Annotated in this window: 16 protein-coding genes; 6 read left to right on the top strand and 10 right to left on the bottom strand. The window is 52.7% G+C overall.

Annotation, left to right across the window (positions count from 1 at the left end):
• Window positions 1-172 precede the first annotated feature (172 nt).
• Window positions 173-322, top strand: coding sequence for a hypothetical protein (locus HYN51_RS16295; protein ID WP_157952993.1), 150 nt, complete (start codon window positions 173-175; stop codon window positions 320-322).
• Between the two features lie 263 nt (window positions 323-585).
• Here HYN51_RS16295 and HYN51_RS05910 read toward each other — a convergent pair whose 3' ends face one another.
• From HYN51_RS05910 to HYN51_RS05900, 3 genes are all read right to left on the bottom strand, one after another.
• Window positions 586-867 carry a hypothetical protein gene (locus HYN51_RS05910; RefSeq protein WP_108899168.1) on the bottom strand — a complete coding sequence of 94 codons (282 nt, stop codon included), beginning with the start codon at window positions 865-867 and terminating at the stop codon, window positions 586-588.
• 102 nt (window positions 868-969) lie between these two features.
• The gene (gene xerC / locus HYN51_RS05905; protein WP_108901976.1) at window positions 970-2,013 is read right to left on the bottom strand and encodes a site-specific tyrosine recombinase XerC; all 1,044 of its coding nucleotides are present in this window, start codon (window positions 2,011-2,013) and stop codon (window positions 970-972) included.
• A complete protein-coding gene (locus tag HYN51_RS05900; protein ID WP_108901975.1) occupies window positions 2,006-5,014 on the bottom strand; it encodes a CHC2 zinc finger domain-containing protein in 3,009 nt (1,002 codons plus the stop codon). Before HYN51_RS05900 ends, xerC (HYN51_RS05905) begins: the two co-directional genes overlap by 8 nt.
• 132 nt (window positions 5,015-5,146) lie before the next feature.
• Here HYN51_RS05900 and HYN51_RS05895 point away from each other — a divergent pair, with 132 nt between their 5' ends.
• A complete protein-coding gene (locus HYN51_RS05895; RefSeq protein WP_329958629.1) occupies window positions 5,147-5,512 on the top strand; it encodes a helix-turn-helix domain-containing protein in 366 nt (121 codons plus the stop codon).
• Between the two features lie 183 nt (window positions 5,513-5,695).
• A complete protein-coding gene (locus HYN51_RS16565) occupies window positions 5,696-5,833 on the top strand; it encodes a SymE family type I addiction module toxin (RefSeq protein WP_230514027.1) in 138 nt (45 codons plus the stop codon).
• A 45-nt stretch (window positions 5,834-5,878) separates the two neighbouring features.
• On the opposite strand, the gene HYN51_RS05885 is transcribed toward HYN51_RS16565, so the two are convergent.
• Window positions 5,879-6,139: a hypothetical protein gene (locus tag HYN51_RS05885; RefSeq protein WP_108901972.1), complete on the bottom strand. Its 261-nt coding sequence runs from the start codon at window positions 6,137-6,139 to the stop codon at window positions 5,879-5,881.
• Window positions 6,139-7,101 (bottom strand): hypothetical protein, encoded by a 963-nt coding sequence (locus HYN51_RS05880; protein ID WP_108901977.1) that lies wholly within the window; start codon window positions 7,099-7,101, stop codon window positions 6,139-6,141. Before HYN51_RS05880 ends, HYN51_RS05885 begins: the two co-directional genes overlap by 1 nt.
• Before the next feature lie 515 nt (window positions 7,102-7,616).
• Between HYN51_RS05880 and HYN51_RS16290 the strand changes: the two genes are divergently transcribed.
• Window positions 7,617-7,766 (top strand): hypothetical protein, encoded by a 150-nt coding sequence (locus HYN51_RS16290; protein WP_157952993.1) that lies wholly within the window; start codon window positions 7,617-7,619, stop codon window positions 7,764-7,766.
• 263 nt (window positions 7,767-8,029) lie between these two features.
• Here HYN51_RS16290 and HYN51_RS05875 read toward each other — a convergent pair whose 3' ends face one another.
• From HYN51_RS05875 to HYN51_RS05865, 3 genes are all read right to left on the bottom strand, one after another.
• The gene (locus tag HYN51_RS05875) at window positions 8,030-8,311 is read right to left on the bottom strand and encodes a hypothetical protein (protein WP_108899168.1); all 282 of its coding nucleotides are present in this window, start codon (window positions 8,309-8,311) and stop codon (window positions 8,030-8,032) included.
• Window positions 8,312-8,413: 102 nt separating this feature from the next.
• Window positions 8,414-9,457, bottom strand: a complete 1,044-nt coding sequence (gene xerC / locus HYN51_RS05870; RefSeq protein ID WP_108901976.1) for a site-specific tyrosine recombinase XerC — start codon at window positions 9,455-9,457, stop codon at window positions 8,414-8,416.
• Entirely contained in the window at window positions 9,450-12,458 is a 3,009-nt protein-coding gene (locus tag HYN51_RS05865; protein WP_108901975.1) for a CHC2 zinc finger domain-containing protein, read from the bottom strand. Before HYN51_RS05865 ends, xerC (HYN51_RS05870) begins: the two co-directional genes overlap by 8 nt.
• Window positions 12,459-12,590: 132 nt before the next feature.
• Between HYN51_RS05865 and HYN51_RS05860 the strand changes: the two genes are divergently transcribed.
• Both HYN51_RS05860 and HYN51_RS16560 read left to right on the top strand, forming a co-directional pair.
• Window positions 12,591-12,956: a helix-turn-helix domain-containing protein gene (locus HYN51_RS05860; protein ID WP_329958629.1), complete on the top strand. Its 366-nt coding sequence runs from the start codon at window positions 12,591-12,593 to the stop codon at window positions 12,954-12,956.
• Between the two features lie 183 nt (window positions 12,957-13,139).
• The gene (locus HYN51_RS16560) at window positions 13,140-13,277 is read left to right on the top strand and encodes a SymE family type I addiction module toxin (protein WP_230514027.1); all 138 of its coding nucleotides are present in this window, start codon (window positions 13,140-13,142) and stop codon (window positions 13,275-13,277) included.
• 45 nt (window positions 13,278-13,322) lie between these two features.
• Here HYN51_RS16560 and HYN51_RS05850 read toward each other — a convergent pair whose 3' ends face one another.
• On the bottom strand, window positions 13,323-13,583 hold the full coding sequence (locus tag HYN51_RS05850; RefSeq protein ID WP_108901972.1) for a hypothetical protein: 261 nt from the start codon (window positions 13,581-13,583) through the stop codon (window positions 13,323-13,325).
• Window positions 13,583-23,617, bottom strand: a complete 10,035-nt coding sequence (locus tag HYN51_RS05845; protein ID WP_108901971.1) for a hemagglutinin repeat-containing protein — start codon at window positions 23,615-23,617, stop codon at window positions 13,583-13,585. The genes HYN51_RS05850 and HYN51_RS05845 overlap by 1 nt, the downstream gene beginning before the upstream one ends.
• Window positions 23,618-23,639 lie beyond the last annotated feature (22 nt).

Raw genomic sequence — 23,639 nt, 5'->3', positions numbered from 1 at the left:
CGGGGCGCGGGGTGGTAGACCCCGCTTATAAAGCTTTAACAGGGAGGCCCCCGTGGGGGCCGGATGGGGCGAAGGCTGGTTAAACAGGGAACGAGCAACGCAGTGCGAGCCTGTTTAACCAGACGTAGCTGGGTGGGCCGGGGGTAATAAACAGCGGAGGCCAACGGCCGACATGCCTTTAGCGTTGTTGAACTTGGCCCTTGGAGCCAACAGGACGTTGGCGACTGCGGTGGTGGGCGTGGGTGATGCAGCCAACAGCGGCGGGAACCGGCGCGCCACGCTGAACCAAGATGCCGATAAGCGGCGGCAAGCCGCACCGTGAAGCTATATAAGACGCGAAGCGCCCTGAGCTGAACGGCGCTGACATAATGTGTGTTAACCGTACCAGACCGTCAGGGGCTGGTACGGTTAATGCCACATTATGTTGAGTGGGGGATGGCCGGGAACCGTTATCACAGAGAACTCCGTGGTTCAGCCCCGGACAGCCCCCACGTACCGCCGCTGACACTGAAGGTCGGGGGCAAGAGGTGTGCAGGGATGCACGCCTTTTGCCTTTATGGTCTAAGCAGGCTATAAAAGAACTTGCTAGTTCTTCACTGCTATCAGATCGGACTCCCACGCCTTGAACTCTTCTATGTTTGACGTGTGGTTACAGTCCTTACATAGGGGAAGTATGTACTCCTTATTTCCTTCTCCTGATTTAATAACATGCCCACCAACTTCGGCAGTATTTTTACAAAGCATTCTTTCACATACTAACGCTTTCTTTCTTTTACTCTTCTCCCAAAAATCGAGCCAACTTGTATAACCTGTTGGAAGCGTTTTACCAGTGGTATTGTTTTTATTTTTTACTAATATGAACGACATACAATATCCCTTTTATTAATGTGCCTTTTATTCATATGGATTCATTATTTTTGTTTTCAAGCCTATTAGTTTTAGGAAGTCGATTTACGTCACATATTTAACTCATTTATCTTCATCATTATTTTTAGTCTCTCTTTGAAGTGTTTTTTCTGCCGGATGGGTACTGGCATGCACCGCCGCTAACGCCCGGATGCTCACCTGCGTATAGATTTGCGTTGATTCAACACTCGCATGACCCAGCATCGCCTGTATCCAGCGCAGATCGGCACCGTTCTCTAACATTTGGGTGGCCATCGCATGGCGGAACAGGTGACAGCTTCCCCACTTCGCGATACCAGAGGCTTTGATATACGCGCTGACCGCATTGGTGATACCGTTCGGCCCCAGTCCCGCCACACCATCCATCGCCACGAACAGCGCTTTGATATCCGGTTTAACCATCAGTTCCGGCCGTACCTGATGCAGCCAGTACTGCACCCACCACAACGCCCTTTCTCCTATCGGGATAACCCGGTCTTTCTTTCCCTTGCCCTGAACCACCGTTACCGTCTTACGGCTGCCATCCACACTGTACACCTCAAGCCCTGCCGCTTCGCTCCTTCTGATACCCGTTGACCACAACAGCTCCATTAACGCCCGGTCACGGATACCCTGCGCCGTGGTTAAGTCCGGCAGGCTCAACACCTGCTCCACGTCTTCCACACTCAGGATGGTTCGCGGCAACCGTTTTTCCAGTCTCGGCAGCTCAAGGTCTGCCGCCGGATTCGCCAGTATCAGGTTTTGCTTCGCCATCCAGCGGAACCACACCTGAAGCGGCTGAAGCGCCGTGCGCTGTGTCCGGGTTGATAAGGGTTCCCCGTTCTTCTTGCGGTACTGATGTAGATAGCGCTGGTATCGTTCCAGTACCGGACGGGTCACTTCACTGGCATAGCTGATACCTCGTTCGCTGGCCCACAGGATGAAGCGGTAGCTGTGATGCGTCTGTACCTTCAGCGTGGTCTCTGACCAGTTACGCTCTCTGCGCCACTTCACGAAGCGCAGCAACAACGCATACAGGCTTTTCGGGTTATGTGCCGGACCGATGGGCTGACGATACACCTGTTCGACCGTCAGCAGACTGTCAGCGCGGGGTTTGCGGTTAACCATGATTCACTTCATCAGATACAGGCAGTGGGGAGTGCATCTTTTTATTTTTTCTTCTTGTTACTGCGTTTTCATTAACCCCGACCGGTTCAGCGTCAACCCCTTCTCCTGCCTGACCCGAAGCCTCTTTTTGACCCACCGACTGACCCCCGACCACAGCCCGACCGGGGGCCGACTGAGCTTCATCATTATCCGACCGGTCTGACTCACACCCCGACCGATTATCATTGCCCGTATCCAGCAACCCGCACAGATGAGTTCCGCCGTTATCCTCTCCGTCCCACAGCAGCGTATATTCATAGGTCAGCCCACGCCGGTACAGCAGCAGGTATTCCATTTCCAGCAGCCGGGCCAGATGTATCTTCAGTTGCGTATCGCCCCACCCCAATGCCGCCCGAACATCGCGGCGGCTGAAGCGAACCTCTTCCGCTTTCAGTGACTGCCGTTCTGCCGTTTCACCCACCCAGCCCTTCAGCAACATCAGTAGCCGCCGGGTTTGTGGCGGCATCTCATCCAGCGTTCGCCCTAACACCTCATGCGATAACCGGTTAGCCAGCTCGATATCGCTTTTCTCTACTTCGATATACTCCAGCCACTGGCCCCGGTGCTCCACCCGCTTCACTTTTCGCTGGTACTGATGCAGCAACGCGATTGACTGGATAAGGGTGAGGTACTTCATATGGTCTCTGCGGGTGCGGGTTTTGTCTGACAGGAAGGTCAGTTGATGGGCGAACGGATTGACCACCTTCAGCGGTCGCAGCAGTCGTTGGGCGTTTTGATGCAGTCTGGTGAGGTAGCCTTTTTCACTTTCAGCTAGCAGCCCTTCCAGGGTTTGATTATGGCGCTGAAGGGCATGGATAGCCTGCGTCTGTTCCCGGCTCTCGTTCACCGTCAGCACCAGACAACGGTTTAACAGCTCTTCATCCACGTCGATGGCCGTGGTGGTCAGCATCAGCATTACTGGCCCCTGTACCTTGTACTCTCGCGTCACCAGTTCGCCGCTCTGTTCATTTTTGCCGGTGGAGGCTATCTTCAGTTCACCGTCTGACTGCAACAGCTTCAACGCATAGGCTGCCTGCCGAACGCCTTCTTCTTCCGCTATCGCCAGTATCTTGTGCTGAAGGCTGGTTTCACCGAGGTAGTAAAGGCTCTGGCCGGTCATGGCAGAGTACTGGATACGCTCCTCTTCCGGCATCAGACCCAGCACCGCATCCATCAGCGAGGATTTACCGGCCGCAGACGATGACTGGATTAACACAGCGAGAGGCTTATCTAACTTGCGTGAAGTCGCCGCCAGATAACCAGTCAGCAGATTGGTACTCTCACCCACCACCCCACACGAAGCCAGGTCATTCACCACCCGTTCAGCCAGCTCAGGGGACTTCAGCAGTTCAAGCGCTGCGGCTTCATCGTCGGCGGATACGGTGACCGCTGTCGGCGCGGCTTCTGTGGCCTGACGAACCTCATCCTGCCTCTGCTCCAGCATCAGCAGCACCCGGCCACATTCACGTTTAATCACCGAAGGCTCACACTCAAGCTCACCGGCTGCCGCGCTGATATAACCCTGACGATGACGGGAGCTGTACATATCCAGACTGTCTACATGGAACGCACCGCTGGTTTCATCACGTACCTGTACGCTGACCTTCATCACCTCACTGACGCTGTTCTTCTGCCAGCCTCGCACCCGCCACACCCGAGGGCCACTGCGTAACAGCAGTTCGCCGGTGCGGGTCTGTTCGCACGGCACCACATCAACCACCGGTGCCGGGGCAGCTAAGGAAGAGCCGGTTACACCGTTTTCTACAACGGTTTCATGACTGAACACCGCGCCGGGCCCCGTTCCTTTACCCATCCATGCTGCCTGTTGCAGTGCCAGACCCAACGACGACTCAGGATTACCGCTGGAAGTCGCGAACTCATTGGCATCCATTCCAGCAGGGAACCGTACCCGCCATGCCTCTATGCCACTTTCAAGCAGTTCGGCCGCCACCGCTTCAGCGCCCTTATCACCGGCTTCGTCACGGTCATAGGCAATCAGTACCCGTTTTACACCGTGGTACTGCAACGCACTCAGATGGTCTGCCGTGAAGCCGTTGCAACCATAGGCCGCTGTAACATTGCGGAACCCCGCACACCAGAACGTCATCGCATCGATTAACGCTTCACACAGGATGATTTCAGACGAGGCTTTCAGCGCTTCCTCGTTCCATACGCCACATAGCGGTGATGGCAGATACAGATGCTTCGGATTGCCTTTGATTATCTTGTAGTCCGGCTGCGTGCGTCTGCCGTACAACTGCAACACCCGCCCACGGTGCGCCACATTGGATGAACCCGACCAGCCGACCACCGGCATCACCACGCAACCCCGGAAGTGGTCTTGCTTGGTCGTGGTCCGCAGCACACCCAGCCCGGCCAGCTTGTCGCGCAGCGAACGTCCTTCCTTACTGGCCGAAGACGGCAATATCCCGGCCTCACCGGACACACCATGCAACCCGGCGAACCCCAGTTTAAAGTGGCTCACCAGTTCAGGATGATTCAGGCCACGGCGAACTAACCACTCCTGAGCCTCCGGGCTCTCAAGCAGATTTTTATGATAGAAGTCCACCACCTGATTCAGCAGCGCCTGACCATCATCATCCAGGTCAGTCAGTTTGGTGCGAGCAGGAACCGGCGAAGAAGAAGGAGCCACAGCACCGGCAGTTGAAGAAGACATTCCGGCCAGCTCCCGTAACCGTACCAGCGCTTGCGGATACCTCAGCCGTTCCGTGTGTTGCAGCCAGTCCAGTACCGACCCGCCTGCATTGCAACCGAAGCAGTGATACAGGTTTTTTGACGGGGTGATAACGCAGGATGGGGTTTTCTCCCGATGGAACGGGCACAGGCAGGCGAGACTATCCGGCCCCTGACGCTTCAGCTTAAGGCCCTGTGATTCAACCAGCGCCAGCAATGAGACATCATGCTTCAGCCGTTCCAGTTCTTCCGGGGTCATTCTTCCCATACCATCGCTCCTGTAAAAACCCGTCAAGATATATTTAATGTACTTTTAAGGTATCATATAATATACTTTTAGCAAGTCAACTAAAAGGAGGAGGTTATTATCATGGTCAACATTCATTATTGGTTAACCTCCATGAGCTTTTCACAACGGGTTGTTGAGCTACGTAAGCAGCGCGGATTTACACAACAAGGCTTATCTGATGCTACAGGCATTCACGTACAACAGATAAAACGCTACGAAGCGGGTAGCTCTTTACCTACTGCCGATGCATTAAAGAAGCTGGCCGTTGTGCTGCATGTCACATCTGATTTTTTGCTATTTGAACCCGGTGAACGTGAGCCGGAAGATGATATGAAGCTGCGCTTTGAGGCAGTGGCCGCTATGTCTGCTGAAGACCAACAGACTACTAAAGCCGTGCTGGATGCAATGATTGTAAAAAGTCAGGTAACACAGACGGTTGAACGCGTAAGCAAGACCGCTACGAAAGAAAAGGATTAAGGAGTCAGTATTTAACGCGGGGATGAAGTGCTCTAACACCTCAACCCCGCTAACCACAACCAACTAGCAAGGAGTTGATTCATGGCTGAACACGATTGTATTTCAGATCCAGAGATTTCCAAAGCACAGCGACAGCTTAAGGTGGGTTACATCAACCGCCGCCACGAAAGACGGGCCACACACATGACTACATATTACAACCACGCACCTAGCCTGCACCTGAAGGGCCACTGGCTTGAAGAGGCCGGGTTCAACACCGGCACACCGGTTACCATCGCCGTAGAGCACGGGCAACTGATTATCCGACCTGTGACTGAGTGAACTACAGATAAAACTATCCCGGCCTGATGGCCGGGAGCTTTGCTGCTACTCAGTTTCTTTTATATACGAGTTATAAGATCCATCCTCATTTTCTAACCATAATCGATTACATTGTGGGCAACGTAATACTTCTATACTTTTTGAATCTATTTTCTCGACAAATTGTTCTGCTGATAACCCATTTTCTTTATCAAGCGAAACAATTAACTCTTCAATAATATTCTCAGGTACAAGTGATAACTCACAATCACTCCATCCTGTAGATAAGTTCATTACACACCCACATCGACAAGCAAATTTTGGCATTATTTACCCCCTATTTTCGGACGTTCAAATTTAATCACTTGTCCATTAGTATCTTGGAAAAATAAAGTATTTATATTTTTCGTAGATGGTTTTCCCCATGTTCTAGATACTATCTCTTGAATATCTTTAGTAGATAAATCAGCTTGGATATAGACTGCGTTTGTCTGTCTATTTTTCTTTTCAATCATTCGAAGAATAGGTACTACTTCCAACTTATCTGGCGTGTAAACATCAACCTTACCAAAACCACCCACCCAAAGATCCTGAGTTTTAACACCCTGAATACCTAGATCAGATGCAGTGACCTTATGCGTAACGTCATAACCCAATTCACTAAATATATTTCCGGCCCTTAACTCGTTGCCATTTGGCTTCGCACCAAACTCATAAGTCACTTGCCCTTTAGTTAACGCATTCTCAGCTTTACTAATAATATTCTGACTAGCCAGACCACCAGATATCGCTGCTGTTCCCAGACCAATATTAAGCGCACCTTCCCCATACTTACCATCAATTGCCTGACCAATACCCGTTCCGGTCTGATAAGCTCCGCCAATTTGCAAGGCTCTTCGTGCAATTATTCCCGGCGTGCCCGGCAGCGCGAGTAATGCATCCGTTCCCACCGCCGCCTGACCATACTGATCGGCCGCTCCCTTCAGGTAACTAAGAGCCTCGTTATACGCTTTGGCATCAGCCGCCGCCGCCACAAACGCTTGCCCACTAACAAGTGCCTGTACCGCCTCGGCAGCCCGCTGCGATGAATAGCCATAAAGTATTTGTAACTCAAGCCCATATTGATCAAGCTGGCCAGCAAGCTCTTGCTTTTCACCCTCGCTCAGTTGGCCTTTCTGATATTTATCTAGCAGAATATTATTGGCTCTGTCTTCATTGGTGAGTCTGACGATATTTTGTGAGGCTTCCAGCAGGTTATTGCCCGCTTTCTGATCGTCCAATGCTTTCATCAACGCTTCATTTTTTGAAGGTGACAGCGCATTATTCTCAACAACAACTCAGCCCGACATGAACTTACTCTTCGAACACCACTTTTCCCTGTGATGTCAGCCAGTTACAACCGATTTTTGCTTGTGCGTTTTGATACCCGGACACACAAGCCCAGACGCGCTTTTTTGGCCCGATAAGGCACCACCCCGGAACTGTTAAAGAGCAACCAACGCCACATCACAACAGCGGCGTTAGCCGCTGCCATTACCGGTTTTGACCTTTTTTGCTGAACCTCCCCCGTAACCTGCCAGACCAGAACCGGTGACGGTTTCGCAGCTTGCTGCGGGACTGGCGCCGGTTGACCGGGGCGCGGGGTGGTAGACCCCGCTTATAAAGCTTTAACAGGGAGGCCCCCGTGGGGGCCGGATGGGGCGAAGGCTGGTTAAACAGGGAACGAGCAACGCAGTGCGAGCCTGTTTAACCAGACGTAGCTGGGTGGGCCGGGGGTAATAAACAGCGGAGGCCAACGGCCGACATGCCTTTAGCGTTGTTGAACTTGGCCCTTGGAGCCAACAGGACGTTGGCGACTGCGGTGGTGGGCGTGGGTGATGCAGCCAACAGCGGCGGGAACCGGCGCGCCACGCTGAACCAAGATGCCGATAAGCGGCGGCAAGCCGCACCGTGAAGCTATATAAGACGCGAAGCGCCCTGAGCTGAACGGCGCTGACATAATGTGTGTTAACCGTACCAGACCGTCAGGGGCTGGTACGGTTAATGCCACATTATGTTGAGTGGGGGATGGCCGGGAACCGTTATCACAGAGAACTCCGTGGTTCAGCCCCGGACAGCCCCCACGTACCGCCGCTGACACTGAAGGTCGGGGGCAAGAGGTGTGCAGGGATGCACGCCTTTTGCCTTTATGGTCTAAGCAGGCTATAAAAGAACTTGCTAGTTCTTCACTGCTATCAGATCGGACTCCCACGCCTTGAACTCTTCTATGTTTGACGTGTGGTTACAGTCCTTACATAGGGGAAGTATGTACTCCTTATTTCCTTCTCCTGATTTAATAACATGCCCACCAACTTCGGCAGTATTTTTACAAAGCATTCTTTCACATACTAACGCTTTCTTTCTTTTACTCTTCTCCCAAAAATCGAGCCAACTTGTATAACCTGTTGGAAGCGTTTTACCAGTGGTATTGTTTTTATTTTTTACTAATATGAACGACATACAATATCCCTTTTATTAATGTGCCTTTTATTCATATGGATTCATTATTTTTGTTTTCAAGCCTATTAGTTTTAGGAAGTCGATTTACGTCACATATTTAACTCATTTATCTTCATCATTATTTTTAGTCTCTCTTTGAAGTGTTTTTTCTGCCGGATGGGTACTGGCATGCACCGCCGCTAACGCCCGGATGCTCACCTGCGTATAGATTTGCGTTGATTCAACACTCGCATGACCCAGCATCGCCTGTATCCAGCGCAGATCGGCACCGTTCTCTAACATTTGGGTGGCCATCGCATGGCGGAACAGGTGACAGCTTCCCCACTTCGCGATACCAGAGGCTTTGATATACGCGCTGACCGCATTGGTGATACCGTTCGGCCCCAGTCCCGCCACACCATCCATCGCCACGAACAGCGCTTTGATATCCGGTTTAACCATCAGTTCCGGCCGTACCTGATGCAGCCAGTACTGCACCCACCACAACGCCCTTTCTCCTATCGGGATAACCCGGTCTTTCTTTCCCTTGCCCTGAACCACCGTTACCGTCTTACGGCTGCCATCCACACTGTACACCTCAAGCCCTGCCGCTTCGCTCCTTCTGATACCCGTTGACCACAACAGCTCCATTAACGCCCGGTCACGGATACCCTGCGCCGTGGTTAAGTCCGGCAGGCTCAACACCTGCTCCACGTCTTCCACACTCAGGATGGTTCGCGGCAACCGTTTTTCCAGTCTCGGCAGCTCAAGGTCTGCCGCCGGATTCGCCAGTATCAGGTTTTGCTTCGCCATCCAGCGGAACCACACCTGAAGCGGCTGAAGCGCCGTGCGCTGTGTCCGGGTTGATAAGGGTTCCCCGTTCTTCTTGCGGTACTGATGTAGATAGCGCTGGTATCGTTCCAGTACCGGACGGGTCACTTCACTGGCATAGCTGATACCTCGTTCGCTGGCCCACAGGATGAAGCGGTAGCTGTGATGCGTCTGTACCTTCAGCGTGGTCTCTGACCAGTTACGCTCTCTGCGCCACTTCACGAAGCGCAGCAACAACGCATACAGGCTTTTCGGGTTATGTGCCGGACCGATGGGCTGACGATACACCTGTTCGACCGTCAGCAGACTGTCAGCGCGGGGTTTGCGGTTAACCATGATTCACTTCATCAGATACAGGCAGTGGGGAGTGCATCTTTTTATTTTTTCTTCTTGTTACTGCGTTTTCATTAACCCCGACCGGTTCAGCGTCAACCCCTTCTCCTGCCTGACCCGAAGCCTCTTTTTGACCCACCGACTGACCCCCGACCACAGCCCGACCGGGGGCCGACTGAGCTTCATCATTATCCGACCGGTCTGACTCACACCCCGACCGATTATCATTGCCCGTATCCAGCAACCCGCACAGATGAGTTCCGCCGTTATCCTCTCCGTCCCACAGCAGCGTATATTCATAGGTCAGCCCACGCCGGTACAGCAGCAGGTATTCCATTTCCAGCAGCCGGGCCAGATGTATCTTCAGTTGCGTATCGCCCCACCCCAATGCCGCCCGAACATCGCGGCGGCTGAAGCGAACCTCTTCCGCTTTCAGTGACTGCCGTTCTGCCGTTTCACCCACCCAGCCCTTCAGCAACATCAGTAGCCGCCGGGTTTGTGGCGGCATCTCATCCAGCGTTCGCCCTAACACCTCATGCGATAACCGGTTAGCCAGCTCGATATCGCTTTTCTCTACTTCGATATACTCCAGCCACTGGCCCCGGTGCTCCACCCGCTTCACTTTTCGCTGGTACTGATGCAGCAACGCGATTGACTGGATAAGGGTGAGGTACTTCATATGGTCTCTGCGGGTGCGGGTTTTGTCTGACAGGAAGGTCAGTTGATGGGCGAACGGATTGACCACCTTCAGCGGTCGCAGCAGTCGTTGGGCGTTTTGATGCAGTCTGGTGAGGTAGCCTTTTTCACTTTCAGCTAGCAGCCCTTCCAGGGTTTGATTATGGCGCTGAAGGGCATGGATAGCCTGCGTCTGTTCCCGGCTCTCGTTCACCGTCAGCACCAGACAACGGTTTAACAGCTCTTCATCCACGTCGATGGCCGTGGTGGTCAGCATCAGCATTACTGGCCCCTGTACCTTGTACTCTCGCGTCACCAGTTCGCCGCTCTGTTCATTTTTGCCGGTGGAGGCTATCTTCAGTTCACCGTCTGACTGCAACAGCTTCAACGCATAGGCTGCCTGCCGAACGCCTTCTTCTTCCGCTATCGCCAGTATCTTGTGCTGAAGGCTGGTTTCACCGAGGTAGTAAAGGCTCTGGCCGGTCATGGCAGAGTACTGGATACGCTCCTCTTCCGGCATCAGACCCAGCACCGCATCCATCAGCGAGGATTTACCGGCCGCAGACGATGACTGGATTAACACAGCGAGAGGCTTATCTAACTTGCGTGAAGTCGCCGCCAGATAACCAGTCAGCAGATTGGTACTCTCACCCACCACCCCACACGAAGCCAGGTCATTCACCACCCGTTCAGCCAGCTCAGGGGACTTCAGCAGTTCAAGCGCTGCGGCTTCATCGTCGGCGGATACGGTGACCGCTGTCGGCGCGGCTTCTGTGGCCTGACGAACCTCATCCTGCCTCTGCTCCAGCATCAGCAGCACCCGGCCACATTCACGTTTAATCACCGAAGGCTCACACTCAAGCTCACCGGCTGCCGCGCTGATATAACCCTGACGATGACGGGAGCTGTACATATCCAGACTGTCTACATGGAACGCACCGCTGGTTTCATCACGTACCTGTACGCTGACCTTCATCACCTCACTGACGCTGTTCTTCTGCCAGCCTCGCACCCGCCACACCCGAGGGCCACTGCGTAACAGCAGTTCGCCGGTGCGGGTCTGTTCGCACGGCACCACATCAACCACCGGTGCCGGGGCAGCTAAGGAAGAGCCGGTTACACCGTTTTCTACAACGGTTTCATGACTGAACACCGCGCCGGGCCCCGTTCCTTTACCCATCCATGCTGCCTGTTGCAGTGCCAGACCCAACGACGACTCAGGATTACCGCTGGAAGTCGCGAACTCATTGGCATCCATTCCAGCAGGGAACCGTACCCGCCATGCCTCTATGCCACTTTCAAGCAGTTCGGCCGCCACCGCTTCAGCGCCCTTATCACCGGCTTCGTCACGGTCATAGGCAATCAGTACCCGTTTTACACCGTGGTACTGCAACGCACTCAGATGGTCTGCCGTGAAGCCGTTGCAACCATAGGCCGCTGTAACATTGCGGAACCCCGCACACCAGAACGTCATCGCATCGATTAACGCTTCACACAGGATGATTTCAGACGAGGCTTTCAGCGCTTCCTCGTTCCATACGCCACATAGCGGTGATGGCAGATACAGATGCTTCGGATTGCCTTTGATTATCTTGTAGTCCGGCTGCGTGCGTCTGCCGTACAACTGCAACACCCGCCCACGGTGCGCCACATTGGATGAACCCGACCAGCCGACCACCGGCATCACCACGCAACCCCGGAAGTGGTCTTGCTTGGTCGTGGTCCGCAGCACACCCAGCCCGGCCAGCTTGTCGCGCAGCGAACGTCCTTCCTTACTGGCCGAAGACGGCAATATCCCGGCCTCACCGGACACACCATGCAACCCGGCGAACCCCAGTTTAAAGTGGCTCACCAGTTCAGGATGATTCAGGCCACGGCGAACTAACCACTCCTGAGCCTCCGGGCTCTCAAGCAGATTTTTATGATAGAAGTCCACCACCTGATTCAGCAGCGCCTGACCATCATCATCCAGGTCAGTCAGTTTGGTGCGAGCAGGAACCGGCGAAGAAGAAGGAGCCACAGCACCGGCAGTTGAAGAAGACATTCCGGCCAGCTCCCGTAACCGTACCAGCGCTTGCGGATACCTCAGCCGTTCCGTGTGTTGCAGCCAGTCCAGTACCGACCCGCCTGCATTGCAACCGAAGCAGTGATACAGGTTTTTTGACGGGGTGATAACGCAGGATGGGGTTTTCTCCCGATGGAACGGGCACAGGCAGGCGAGACTATCCGGCCCCTGACGCTTCAGCTTAAGGCCCTGTGATTCAACCAGCGCCAGCAATGAGACATCATGCTTCAGCCGTTCCAGTTCTTCCGGGGTCATTCTTCCCATACCATCGCTCCTGTAAAAACCCGTCAAGATATATTTAATGTACTTTTAAGGTATCATATAATATACTTTTAGCAAGTCAACTAAAAGGAGGAGGTTATTATCATGGTCAACATTCATTATTGGTTAACCTCCATGAGCTTTTCACAACGGGTTGTTGAGCTACGTAAGCAGCGCGGATTTACACAACAAGGCTTATCTGATGCTACAGGCATTCACGTACAACAGATAAAACGCTACGAAGCGGGTAGCTCTTTACCTACTGCCGATGCATTAAAGAAGCTGGCCGTTGTGCTGCATGTCACATCTGATTTTTTGCTATTTGAACCCGGTGAACGTGAGCCGGAAGATGATATGAAGCTGCGCTTTGAGGCAGTGGCCGCTATGTCTGCTGAAGACCAACAGACTACTAAAGCCGTGCTGGATGCAATGATTGTAAAAAGTCAGGTAACACAGACGGTTGAACGCGTAAGCAAGACCGCTACGAAAGAAAAGGATTAAGGAGTCAGTATTTAACGCGGGGATGAAGTGCTCTAACACCTCAACCCCGCTAACCACAACCAACTAGCAAGGAGTTGATTCATGGCTGAACACGATTGTATTTCAGATCCAGAGATTTCCAAAGCACAGCGACAGCTTAAGGTGGGTTACATCAACCGCCGCCACGAAAGACGGGCCACACACATGACTACATATTACAACCACGCACCTAGCCTGCACCTGAAGGGCCACTGGCTTGAAGAGGCCGGGTTCAACACCGGCACACCGGTTACCATCGCCGTAGAGCACGGGCAACTGATTATCCGACCTGTGACTGAGTGAACTACAGATAAAACTATCCCGGCCTGATGGCCGGGAGCTTTGCTGCTACTCAGTTTCTTTTATATACGAGTTATAAGATCCATCCTCATTTTCTAACCATAATCGATTACATTGTGGGCAACGTAATACTTCTATACTTTTTGAATCTATTTTCTCGACAAATTGTTCTGCTGATAACCCATTTTCTTTATCAAGCGAAACAATTAACTCTTCAATAATATTCTCAGGTACAAGTGATAACTCACAATCACTCCATCCTGTAGATAAGTTCATTACACACCCACATCGACAAGCAAATTTTGGCATTATTTACCCCCTATTTTCGGACGTTCAAATTTAATCACTTGTCCATTAGTATCTTGGAAAAATAAAGTATTTATATTTTTCGTAGATGGTTTTCCCCATGTTCTAGATACTATCTCTTGAATATCTTTAGTAGATAAATCAGCTTGGATATAGACTGCGTTTGTCTGTCTATTTTTCTTTTCAATCATTCGAAGAATAGGTACTACTTCCAACTTATCTGGCGTGTAAACATCAACCTTACCAAAACCACCCACCCAAAGATCCTGAGTTTTAACACCCTGAATACCTAGATCAGATGCAGTGACCTTATGCGTAACGTCATAACCCAATTCACTAAATATATTTCCGGCCCTTAACTCGTTGCCATTTGGCTTCGCACCAAACTCATAAGTCACTTGCCCTTTAGTTAACGCATTCTCAGCTTTACTAATAATATTCTGACTAGCCAGACCACCAGATATCGCTGCTGTTCCCAGACCAATATTAAGCGCACCTTCCCCATACTTACCATCAATTGCCTGACCAATACCCGTTCCGGTCTGATAAGCTCCGCCAATTTGCAAGGCTCTTCGTGCAATTATTCCCGGCGTGCCCGGCAGCGCGAGTAATGCATCCGTTCCCACCGCCGCCTGACCATACTGATCGGCCGCTCCCTTCAGGTAACTAAGAGCCTCGTTATACGCTTTGGCATCAGCCGCCGCCGCCACAAACGCTTGCCCACTAACAAGTGCCTGTACCGCCTCGGCAGCCCGCTGCGATGAATAGCCATAAAGTATTTGTAACTCAAGCCCATATTGATCAAGCTGGCCAGCAAGCTCTTGCTTTTCACCCTCGCTCAGTTGGCCTTTCTGATATTTATCTAGCAGAATATTATTGGCTCTGTCTTCATTGGTGAGTCTGACGATATTTTGTGAGGCTTCCAGCAGGTTATTGCCCGCTTTCTGATCGTCCAATGCTTTCATCAACGCTTCATTTTTTGAAGGTGACAGCGCATTATTCTCAACCTCAACCCGCGCCGCATTCCCCCCGCTAGCAATCGATAATCCATCACCACCGGCTGCGCCGCCAGCCGCAGAGCCTAGCATCACCACCAGATTACTGATGAGCATCTTCTCTTCGCCAACCAAATCCGAGGCTTTCTTACCGTAGAACGCCATCGCCAAGGTATCCGAACTCGCTGCCGCGACCAGACCACCTGCGGCCGCAGCGCCCGGGTTAGCCCCCTGAGCGGAAGCCAGTGCGCCAGAGACAATGGCATGCAATGCAACTCGCGCCGCTTCACGTGCGCCCTCGTTCCCTTCACCGCTGGTCGCATCTTTAACCAACGCAGCCATATACGGCGCGGAACCCGCCGCAATACCGCCGGTAACATTACCGCCTAATATGCCAGCCAATAACCCGGTTGCCGCCGAGCTGTGCGTCCAGAACTCACTGCCAACACCATACTGTTTATCAACGTTCTGATACTGCTCTGAGTTAATAATCTTCTCTTTGATTTGCGCCTCAGACAGGCCATTCAGCTCGCCGTTGGCTGCCATTTCAGTCCGAACCTGTTCTTTAGCCTCGTTCAGCTTACTTTGCTTATAGGCATCCATCGCCTGAGTTCCCAAAGCAACCGCTTCCTTCTGGATACTCAGTTGGTCTTGAATCTTATCCTTATCAAAGTTGTTGTCTAACGCACGGTGAGCGTTATCCGTATCACGGCTCAGGTCAGCAAGATTCTGCTGTTGATTATCCTTATCGCGAATAACGATATCCCCCATCGCGATAGCGCTGTGGGTGGTGCTGCTGTCTTTCTCCGAAACTTTACCTATCGACGGGGATGGCATGGCCGGCGCGTAAGGGGTATAGCTATCGCTCTTCTTATCATAGCTGGTGCCCGCCGACAGGTTTACCGCGTACTGCTTACCTTCCGACTCGGCTCGATTCTCTATGTCCGTCCAGCCCAGAGTCCCGGTGCTAAGGCGGTTTTTATCCGCATCCGCTTCAGACGCAATCACCGCACCGTCTAACTGCGTGTGATTGCCCACATTGATATCAAAACCACCGGAACCCGCGAAAATACCGCTCTGGTCACGTACCGCATCATAATCATTGGTGATTTTCTCACCGCTGGCATTGACACTGCCCTGACCACCCGGCGCACCCCAACAAAGTGGCGGAATACAAATACTGGCACTGAAACCACTGGCGCTTTGCTTGCTGTCATACTCAGCATTGTCCTGCAAACTGCTAATCGTCAGGTCGCGCCCCACGTTCGCTATCACCCGGTCGCCGTAAACTTCCGCCCCCTGAAGGGTCGTATCCCGACCGCTGGTTAGACTTAATGTTTCATCCGCATGAATCTGACTGTTGTGGTTAACCAGCGAACTGCCATTCTCTTTACCTTGGTACTGGCTCGCGCCCACCTCAATGGTAAAACCATTCTGCGTGCCGCCCACCCCCGCGCCAATACCGATACTCTGTTGGCTGCCTGAATGGCTGCTCTCCAGCTTGTCTTTATCCTGCGCCGCCGTCAGTACGATGTCCTGACCCGCGTTGAGAATGACGTTCTTGCCCTGAATATCCACGCCCTTACCGAGAATATCTTCCTTGGCGTTGATATTAACCGTCTCTCCCGCTTTCAGGGTGCTTCCCTGCTGCTGCTGGCTCTCATACGTCTCTTGCTGCTTTGAATTGCCCGCAGAGACACTTACCGTCACCTTCACCGCCGACGGATTCATATCAGACTGTATTGTCTGGGAGCCAATGTTCAGCGCGGCCTGTGCGCCATAAATCGCCGTCAGGCGCGGGTCTTGTCCCTCTTCCGCTGACCGGGTCGCCTTCTCTATCGCCTGCGCCGCCGCCACCGCATACCCTGACGTGGAAGCCGTCACACCGTACTGCGTTGAGCTAGAGCTATATTCATGCAGTGAACTGTCTTCACTGACATCCATCAGCACGTTTTTACCACTCAGGTTAATCGACTTACCGGCGCTGACATCGGCTCCGTTCAACACCACGTCCTGACCCGCCTGTAGCGTTACACTGCCGCTACCGCTGGTAATCTGGCTGCGAACCGTGCCTTGCTGCGTGCTTTCATCCAGCTTAGAGTAATTCTCCTTGCGCCACCCCACGGTTCCGCTATAGCCATCACCGCCTAACGCACCAACGGTCGTGTTACTACCTCGCTCATATTCACGTACCGTATTGCTGCCTGAACTAACCCTGATATCCCCCTGTTTAGCCACCAACATCAAATCATTAACCGAGGTCAGGGCACTGCCAGCAATATCAATACTGCCTTCTTTGCTGTTGATATAGATATCTTGACCGGTCAGAACCGACGGGTTTTGAGCGGTAACCTGCTTGTCGCCTTCGCGTTGTGACTTGTCATAACTAAACGGTAATACGCTAGGCCCATGATTTGGCCCACCGCCAATCCCGCGAATCACCGAGCCCGCCGTTGGCATCGCATCCGTCACGCTCCAACTGCTGCTTTTTGATTGACTGGTGCTGTTCTGGCTGTCCGTTGAAGGGGCAATCACCACATCACGACGGGCATCAATAATGATGGATTCACCGGCACCCAATCGGCTGCCAGCAATCGTGACATCACCGTTCGTCAATTTACCGTCTGCGGTGCGCGTGCCGTTACCCGTGGCATTCAATTGAATATTGCCTGCCGCACTTAAGCTGCTACCGCTTTGGTATTCCCCGTGTGTGGTGATTTCACTGTAGCTGGAAGAACGCCCATAGTTAACCGGTAATAATTGCGCGGGAGAAAACCAATCGGCTACCGTAGCACCGGCTTCATTCAGCGTCTGCTTCACCTTTTCGGTGTTACTTTCTTTTGAGTTATTAATATCTCTCAAGTTACGGACAGTATTGATTAGTGGGTCCGAAAGGGTAATACCGAAGCCACTGCTTTTTGAAGATTGCGTGGTCTTCTCATCCACCACATCGCGCCCCGGTTTAATCACGATATCCTGAGCGGTTATGTCGATATGGCCTGTCGCGCGGGTGGTATCACCGATGGCGCGCCCGGCAACAATATCGCTGCCGCTGACAGTCGCCGTGTTTCCGGCAGAGATAATTACGTTACCCCCCGAGGTCCCTATCAGGCTACGGGCATCACTCTGAGTAACTTCAGCACCATCATAAGTAGACTTGCTCGACTGGGAACCAATGGTCACCCCCAGACTGCCGTTACTCATCATGCCGCTCTTCTTCACTTCCTTCAGGCGATAGGTGGATTGTTCCTCGGTTGCGGCAACCACATTCACATTATGACCGGCGGCCAGCACCACGTTACCTTCTCCGGCAACAGAAGAGCCTTCCACGTTCAAATCATGACCCGCTGACAGTGTGACTTTATCTCCACTTAACAATGCACCCTTTTCGTGAGTGGCATAGTCCTGCTCAACGGTGTGGGTGGTCTTTTTGGAGAACGTCTTTTTCTTCACCGTGGTCTTTTCGGCAAAATGGTAATCGCTTTCGGTGGCGCTGGTGACGTTAATATCGTTACCGGCATACACGCCCAGATTTCCATCGGCCTGAACGTCAGCAGCGTTTAAGTTAGCATCGTGACCCGCCACAATTTGAACGTTTCCACCGCTGACGATTTCGGTGCCTTGCTGACGAACAGATTCATCAATGTTCTTGGAACGTTTACCGTGAGTTTCCTGATAAACGCGACTTTCTGCCGTGGTCAGATTAACGTCACGACCGGCGGCCAGTGCAACCGAATCTTCCGCAATGATTTCGGCAGCCTGAGCGTTGATATCACGGCCAGCCGCGATACTGAGGCTACCGCCGCTCTCCACGGTGCTACGAATAGCACCTTCCGCTTCGGTTTTGTTTTTACCAACCTGTACCGACTCCTTCTGATGAGCCGTCTGTATATTGATATCCTGCCCAGCATTGAGTAACAGAGGGCCTTTTTCGCTGATTACCTCTGAGGCAATTAAATCGATATTCTTACCCGCACTCAGGCTCATTCCCTTTTCAGACTGAATAGAGGCAATGTCACCCACTTCCGTTGTTGAGTAGGCTCGCGTCTGTTGTCTCCCATACCAACCATCATCCACTTTACCGGATACATCCCACTGTTGGGTCTCGGTACGGTTAACAATACTGCCATCAATACTGTCCAGCGCCACCTGCTGACCACGAATGGTGGAACCAATATTGCGGATATCGTCCATCGCCGTCATGCCGAGGAAGCCACCGGCTTTTATTTGCCCGGCGTTGATATTGTCAATGGTGCTCCAACTGTCGATAAACAGGGAGTTATCCGCCAACAGGCTACCGTTGCTGTTGATTAAGCGCCCCGCTTCCAGCTCAACATGCCCGCCTTTAATCACGCTGCCTGAAACCGCAGTAACATCGTTTTTAGCCAGATAGAGTTTGGGTGCCAGAACGGTGTGGCCCTGAACGGTCACCGGCTCCCACCAAACAATGCTCTTGTCCAATCGGGCAATCTGTTCTGTCGTCAGGCTTATCCCAAAGGTTAACCCCAGCGAGCCGTAGGCCTGTGCTGCGTTATCAATCAGATACTGCATTTGTGACAAATCGGAACCGACACCGTTGATGTAACGGCTACCGGTCTGCTTTAGCATGGCATCGCTGATATAGCGGGTATCAAAAGCGGCATCACCCAGAAAACGGTAATTGAAATCAGGGTGTAAGCCTAAACGGTCAAGAAAATAGGCCGAGCCTAAAAATTTATTTTTATCGGTAAACCGGCTGTCGGTTTCACGTGGCGACTGCCCAGGGTGTCGGCCCAGCATGGCGTACAAATCGTTAAACAGCCCGTCATTAAGTACGCCCAGCCCGTTGAGCTTCGGGTTGGTGGTAATAAGGTACATGCCGTTAGCATCGCCACCGGCGTTAATCAGGTCTAACCGACCAAAATCAGGATTGGTGACAAACAGGCCATTGTCATTTCCCGGTATCGAATACGCCTCCAGCACGTTGAGCGTGGGTGCGTTCAGGCTATGACTGATATTGCCCGCATTGGCGACCGTGGTGGTATTGCTGATATCGTTATCAAAGGAAGCATACAAATTACCACCGGCTTGGATGGTGGAACGGTAGAGTTCGGAATCGTCGGAACGCTCGAAGAATTTTTCACCAGTGGCTTTGTAATAAATATATCGATCATTTTTCTTTATTTGGTTCCCATAGTATTTGTAATACCAGCTGTAATCAATTCCCCTATCTGCAACAATATTTTTTTCAATAGGATGGAGGATTACGGATGGCTGTTCAGACAATAAATCAGGGGCAGGTTCCAAAGATTGAGATTCATAGTTTTGATATTGTGTTTCAGTTCCGGCAAACCATGACTGATTATTAAACGTACTACCCGACAAAAACGCATCGCGGGTGGTCAGAATGTCACTGGCACGGTTCTGCAATTCACCCGCTGAAATAAATAAATCACGCCCTGAAGCTATTCTGGCAGATTGTCCGTTGCTGGTAACACCTATGGTCGAAATATAAGTAGGAATTTTTTTGCTGACATATTCTTGGGATGTATAACTGTAATAGTTAATAATAGTGCTACAACCACCACCATTCGCTCCACTATCTTGTACGCACTGATAAGTAGAATAAAAGCCATACTCTCCCCACTTTAACTCACTAAACGGAACCTTCGCATCCACCCCTGTTAACCAATCATATTCACTCATTAAATCCTGTTCAGTCTGCGTAACAGTCAACCCATCCCGTTCATTCAGCAAGTACGCCGTATTGATCGTAATATCACCATCATGCGTCTCAATCGTCCCCGACCGGTTCAACACCAGACTATTGGCATTCCCCGCCGCGTCCTTCTGCATCCACAGGCTGTTGCCTGCCAGAATATCGCCCTTCAGGTTGCTGATGTTGTCAGCAAACAGGCGCATATCCCCCGCCGCATACAGCAGCGAACTGTTGGTGATATTGTTCACCGCGCTCAGGCGTAAATTGCCTGCCGTGCCGGTAAAGCCGTTGTGGGCAATGGAATTTTGGCTGGTTATTTCAACATCGCCACCGGCCTGAAGGCTGCTGCCGCTCGCCAGTGTGATATCAGCCGCATTCAGCGACACACGGTCACGCCCGGCGGTCAGGCTGCCGTTATTCACCAACGCGCCCCCGCTGTTCAGGGTGATGCCGTTCCCTTGTAGGGTGCCATTTTGCGTTATCGCCCCCTCGCTGTTCAGCGATAACAGGCCGCCCGCGGCGAGGGTGCCGTTCTGGGTCAGGTCTTGCCTCACGACAATATCAATATCGCCCAGCGCAATTATCTGCCCCTGCTGGTTTAGCCCATTGCCGTTCAGGGCCAGATGGCCTGCACTGAACAATTTACCACTGCTTTGGTTATCCGTTTGCCCAACATCCAGTAACAGCTGGCTCATCGCCAGCAGGGTGCCGGTATTGTTCAGGTATTGCCCCTGAATCTGAATCTCGTCGGCCTGCACCAGCCCCTGATTCGAGAACTGCCCCGCATCCAGCCGGATATGCTGTTGCGCTGCCAGCGTCCCTTGCAGATTAAGCGCCTGCGTCGTCAGCGTCAGGTTGCCCTGCGTGGCATACACCCCGTCCAGTTCACTGTTCTGGCGCGCAATAATGCCGATCTCCCCTTTAGCCTGAACCTGTGAGCCGATTAACGATGTCAGTTGCGCGGCGTCCAGTGAGAGGCTGCCCTGCGATGCCATCAGCCCGGCTAACTGCATGCTGGATGCCATCAACCCAATATGTTGTTCGCTGAGTAAACGGCTGTTTTGCCCTGTGCTTAACCCGGTGGCATTGAACGTCAGCGCCCCCAACGCGCTGGCCGCACCGTCAAACTGCAATTGGGCGGCGTTAACCGACAGGTCGCCCTCGCTGATTACACTGCCCGATTGCCCCACATTCAGCCCATTGCTCGCCGTGACAGCCAGACCCTGCCCAGCACCCAGCGTGCCGGTGAGGTTGATATCCTGAGCGCTTACCGTAAGCTGACGCCCTGACTGCAACGAACCGCTGTTATTCAACTGCGTCGCAGATACACGTTGGTCGCCCAGCGCCTGAATAATACCGGCGTTATTGAGCGCCCCAAGGGTTAACTGGCTTTCACCGCGACTAAATAACACGCCGGAACGCTCAACGTTCAGCCAGTCACGGGCCGTCAGGCTTAATGACCCTTGGCTACCCATCTTGCCCGCATTCGTGATTTCATCCGACTGAATCACGAGATTGCCGCCGGACTGCACCGTCCCCTGATTGGTCAGTTTAGCCGCCGTCAGACGCTGTTCACCCAACGCCTGTATCGCCCCGGCGTTACTCAACGAGGCAGTGGCGATATCGCTATTCAGATTCGCCATCAGCGTACCGGTGCTGCCGACATTCAGCCAGTCGCGCGCGGTGACACTGAGGTGTTGTTGAGAACCCACCTTCCCGGTGTTGGTTACCCCGTTAGCCTGAATCCGCATATTACCGCCAGACTGTAGGGTACCGCTGTTGTTGACCTGTTCGCTCAACACGCGCTGCTCACCCACCGATTGAATAAAGCCTCGGTTATCCAGCGTGACCACGTTCAGTTGGCTATCGCCGTTGGCATTCAGCGTGCCGGCGTTGGTTAGCGCCCCGGTGCGTAAATTCAACACGCTACCGGCGTTAATTTCACCTTGGTTGTCGATATACCCCAGAGAATTGAGCGCCATATCCTGTTGGGCGAAAAGCTGTGCGCCGCTGCCCAGTTGAAGAGAATCCGCTTGCAGGCTTAATCCGGTTCCCGCACTGACCCCGCCCTCTAAGACCAGTTGGCCGCCGTTCAGGTCGATGTGTTGGGTGCCTAATAGGCGAGAGCCGCCGTCTTGTTGGAGTAATTGTTCACTGGTCACCGTGACGTCAGCGCCGGTCAGGTTGCTCCCCTGCCACTGCTGATGCTTGGCTTTCAGGGATAAGTTGCCGTTGCGCCCGGCAACGCCCTGCCCATCAACACCCGCCGCCACGCTGCTGTGGTTGATGCTCAGTTTTCCCTGACTGTCTAAGCTGACATTGGCTCCGGAGGCCACGACCCCGTCGCTCACCTGCATGTCGCCCCGACTGTTTAAACGAATATCGCCGTTGGCTTTATGATTGCCCTGTAGCGCCAGCTCATCCGCCTGAACCGTCAGCTTACCCTGCGACAGGGTGTTATTCAGCGTCAGTTTTCCGTTCGCATCCAGTTGGATATCGCCCTGTCGGGCATTCAGGTTGCCCAGGTTAACCCCGACCCCCTTCTCACTGGATACCATATGAATACGGTTGGCGTACATGCCCCCTAAGGCCCCGGTATCAATCGCTACCCTCGGTGCCGCCTCTTCCCCGGCAATCGGCGTGATGCTGCCGTCGCTGCCCACGCGGTTGCTGCCGCTGACAACGCTTAAATCTTTTGCGTATACCGCCGCATTGACTTCCGTGGCGCGGGAGATAATCGCCAGCGAACTGCTGTTGCTCGCATCCAGCCCCTGACCGTCAATGGTAATGGTGCCTTTGCTGACGTCCAGCGCCTGCACATTCCCCTGTGCGTCCAGCACCGGTTTACCGGTGGTTAAGGTGACGTTGGGCGTATTGATAAAACCACAGCCGCTACAGCTAATGCCATACGGGTTGGCGACCATCACATTGGCCTGTTTACCCGCCACTTCGGTATAGCCCTGAAGCTGTGAGCGATTCGCCCCCACCACTTCATTGATAATGGCATTGGCTTCCCGCCCAGCTTTCAGGTTCGGGTTATTTTGAATCAGTCCACCCAGTTGAGTCTGATTTAATGCCTCGGTGGCATTGTTTAAAATCAGCCCTTCTTTGCCAACGTTGAACTGTTGATATTGGTTATGCGACACACCCGCACCGTTTGGCGTGGCGATATTCACCACCGGTACGCCGTTAGCCGCGCTATCCGTTGAGGTATTGCCCGAAGCGACCTGAACGCCCGCCGCCAGTGCCGGTGCCATTGGCTGAACACACAGCAGCACACTTATCAAATAGCTCAGTACGCGACGACGAGTCGATACTGGTAAAACATCCCTGTTATTGTTCATTCGGGTTATCCTGATGCGTTTA

It is taken from the genome of Limnobaculum parvum (assembly GCF_003096015.2).
Classification (GTDB): Bacteria; Pseudomonadota; Gammaproteobacteria; order Enterobacterales; family Enterobacteriaceae; genus Limnobaculum; species Limnobaculum parvum.
The sequence above is the reverse complement of the archived record's forward strand: the minus strand, read 5'-3'. Positions and strand labels throughout refer to the sequence as shown.

Bases quoted from the DNA above. Each gene is read 5' to 3' on its own strand.
- HYN51_RS16560 (WP_230514027.1), top strand. From the start codon at position 13,140: ATGACTACATATTACAACCACGCACCTAGCCTGCACCTGAAGGGCCAC.
- HYN51_RS16565 (WP_230514027.1), top strand. From the start codon at position 5,696: ATGACTACATATTACAACCACGCACCTAGCCTGCACCTGAAGGGCCAC.
- HYN51_RS16290 (WP_157952993.1), top strand. From the start codon at position 7,617: ATGCCTTTAGCGTTGTTGAACTTGGCCCTTGGAGCCAACAGGACGTTG.
- xerC (WP_108901976.1), bottom strand. From the start codon at position 2,013: ATGGTTAACCGCAAACCCCGCGCTGACAGTCTGCTGACGGTCGAACAG.
- HYN51_RS05880 (WP_108901977.1), bottom strand. From the start codon at position 7,101: ATGAAAGCATTGGACGATCAGAAAGCGGGCAATAACCTGCTGGAAGCC.
- HYN51_RS05850 (WP_108901972.1), bottom strand. From the start codon at position 13,583: ATGCCAAAATTTGCTTGTCGATGTGGGTGTGTAATGAACTTATCTACA.
- HYN51_RS16295 (WP_157952993.1), top strand. From the start codon at position 173: ATGCCTTTAGCGTTGTTGAACTTGGCCCTTGGAGCCAACAGGACGTTG.
- HYN51_RS05875 (WP_108899168.1), bottom strand. From the start codon at position 8,311: ATGTCGTTCATATTAGTAAAAAATAAAAACAATACCACTGGTAAAACG.
- HYN51_RS05910 (WP_108899168.1), bottom strand. From the start codon at position 867: ATGTCGTTCATATTAGTAAAAAATAAAAACAATACCACTGGTAAAACG.
- HYN51_RS05860 (WP_329958629.1), top strand. From the start codon at position 12,591: ATGAGCTTTTCACAACGGGTTGTTGAGCTACGTAAGCAGCGCGGATTT.
- HYN51_RS05900 (WP_108901975.1), bottom strand. From the start codon at position 5,014: ATGGGAAGAATGACCCCGGAAGAACTGGAACGGCTGAAGCATGATGTC.
- HYN51_RS05845 (WP_108901971.1), bottom strand. From the start codon at position 23,617: ATGAACAATAACAGGGATGTTTTACCAGTATCGACTCGTCGTCGCGTA.
- HYN51_RS05895 (WP_329958629.1), top strand. From the start codon at position 5,147: ATGAGCTTTTCACAACGGGTTGTTGAGCTACGTAAGCAGCGCGGATTT.
- xerC (WP_108901976.1), bottom strand. From the start codon at position 9,457: ATGGTTAACCGCAAACCCCGCGCTGACAGTCTGCTGACGGTCGAACAG.
- HYN51_RS05885 (WP_108901972.1), bottom strand. From the start codon at position 6,139: ATGCCAAAATTTGCTTGTCGATGTGGGTGTGTAATGAACTTATCTACA.
- HYN51_RS05865 (WP_108901975.1), bottom strand. From the start codon at position 12,458: ATGGGAAGAATGACCCCGGAAGAACTGGAACGGCTGAAGCATGATGTC.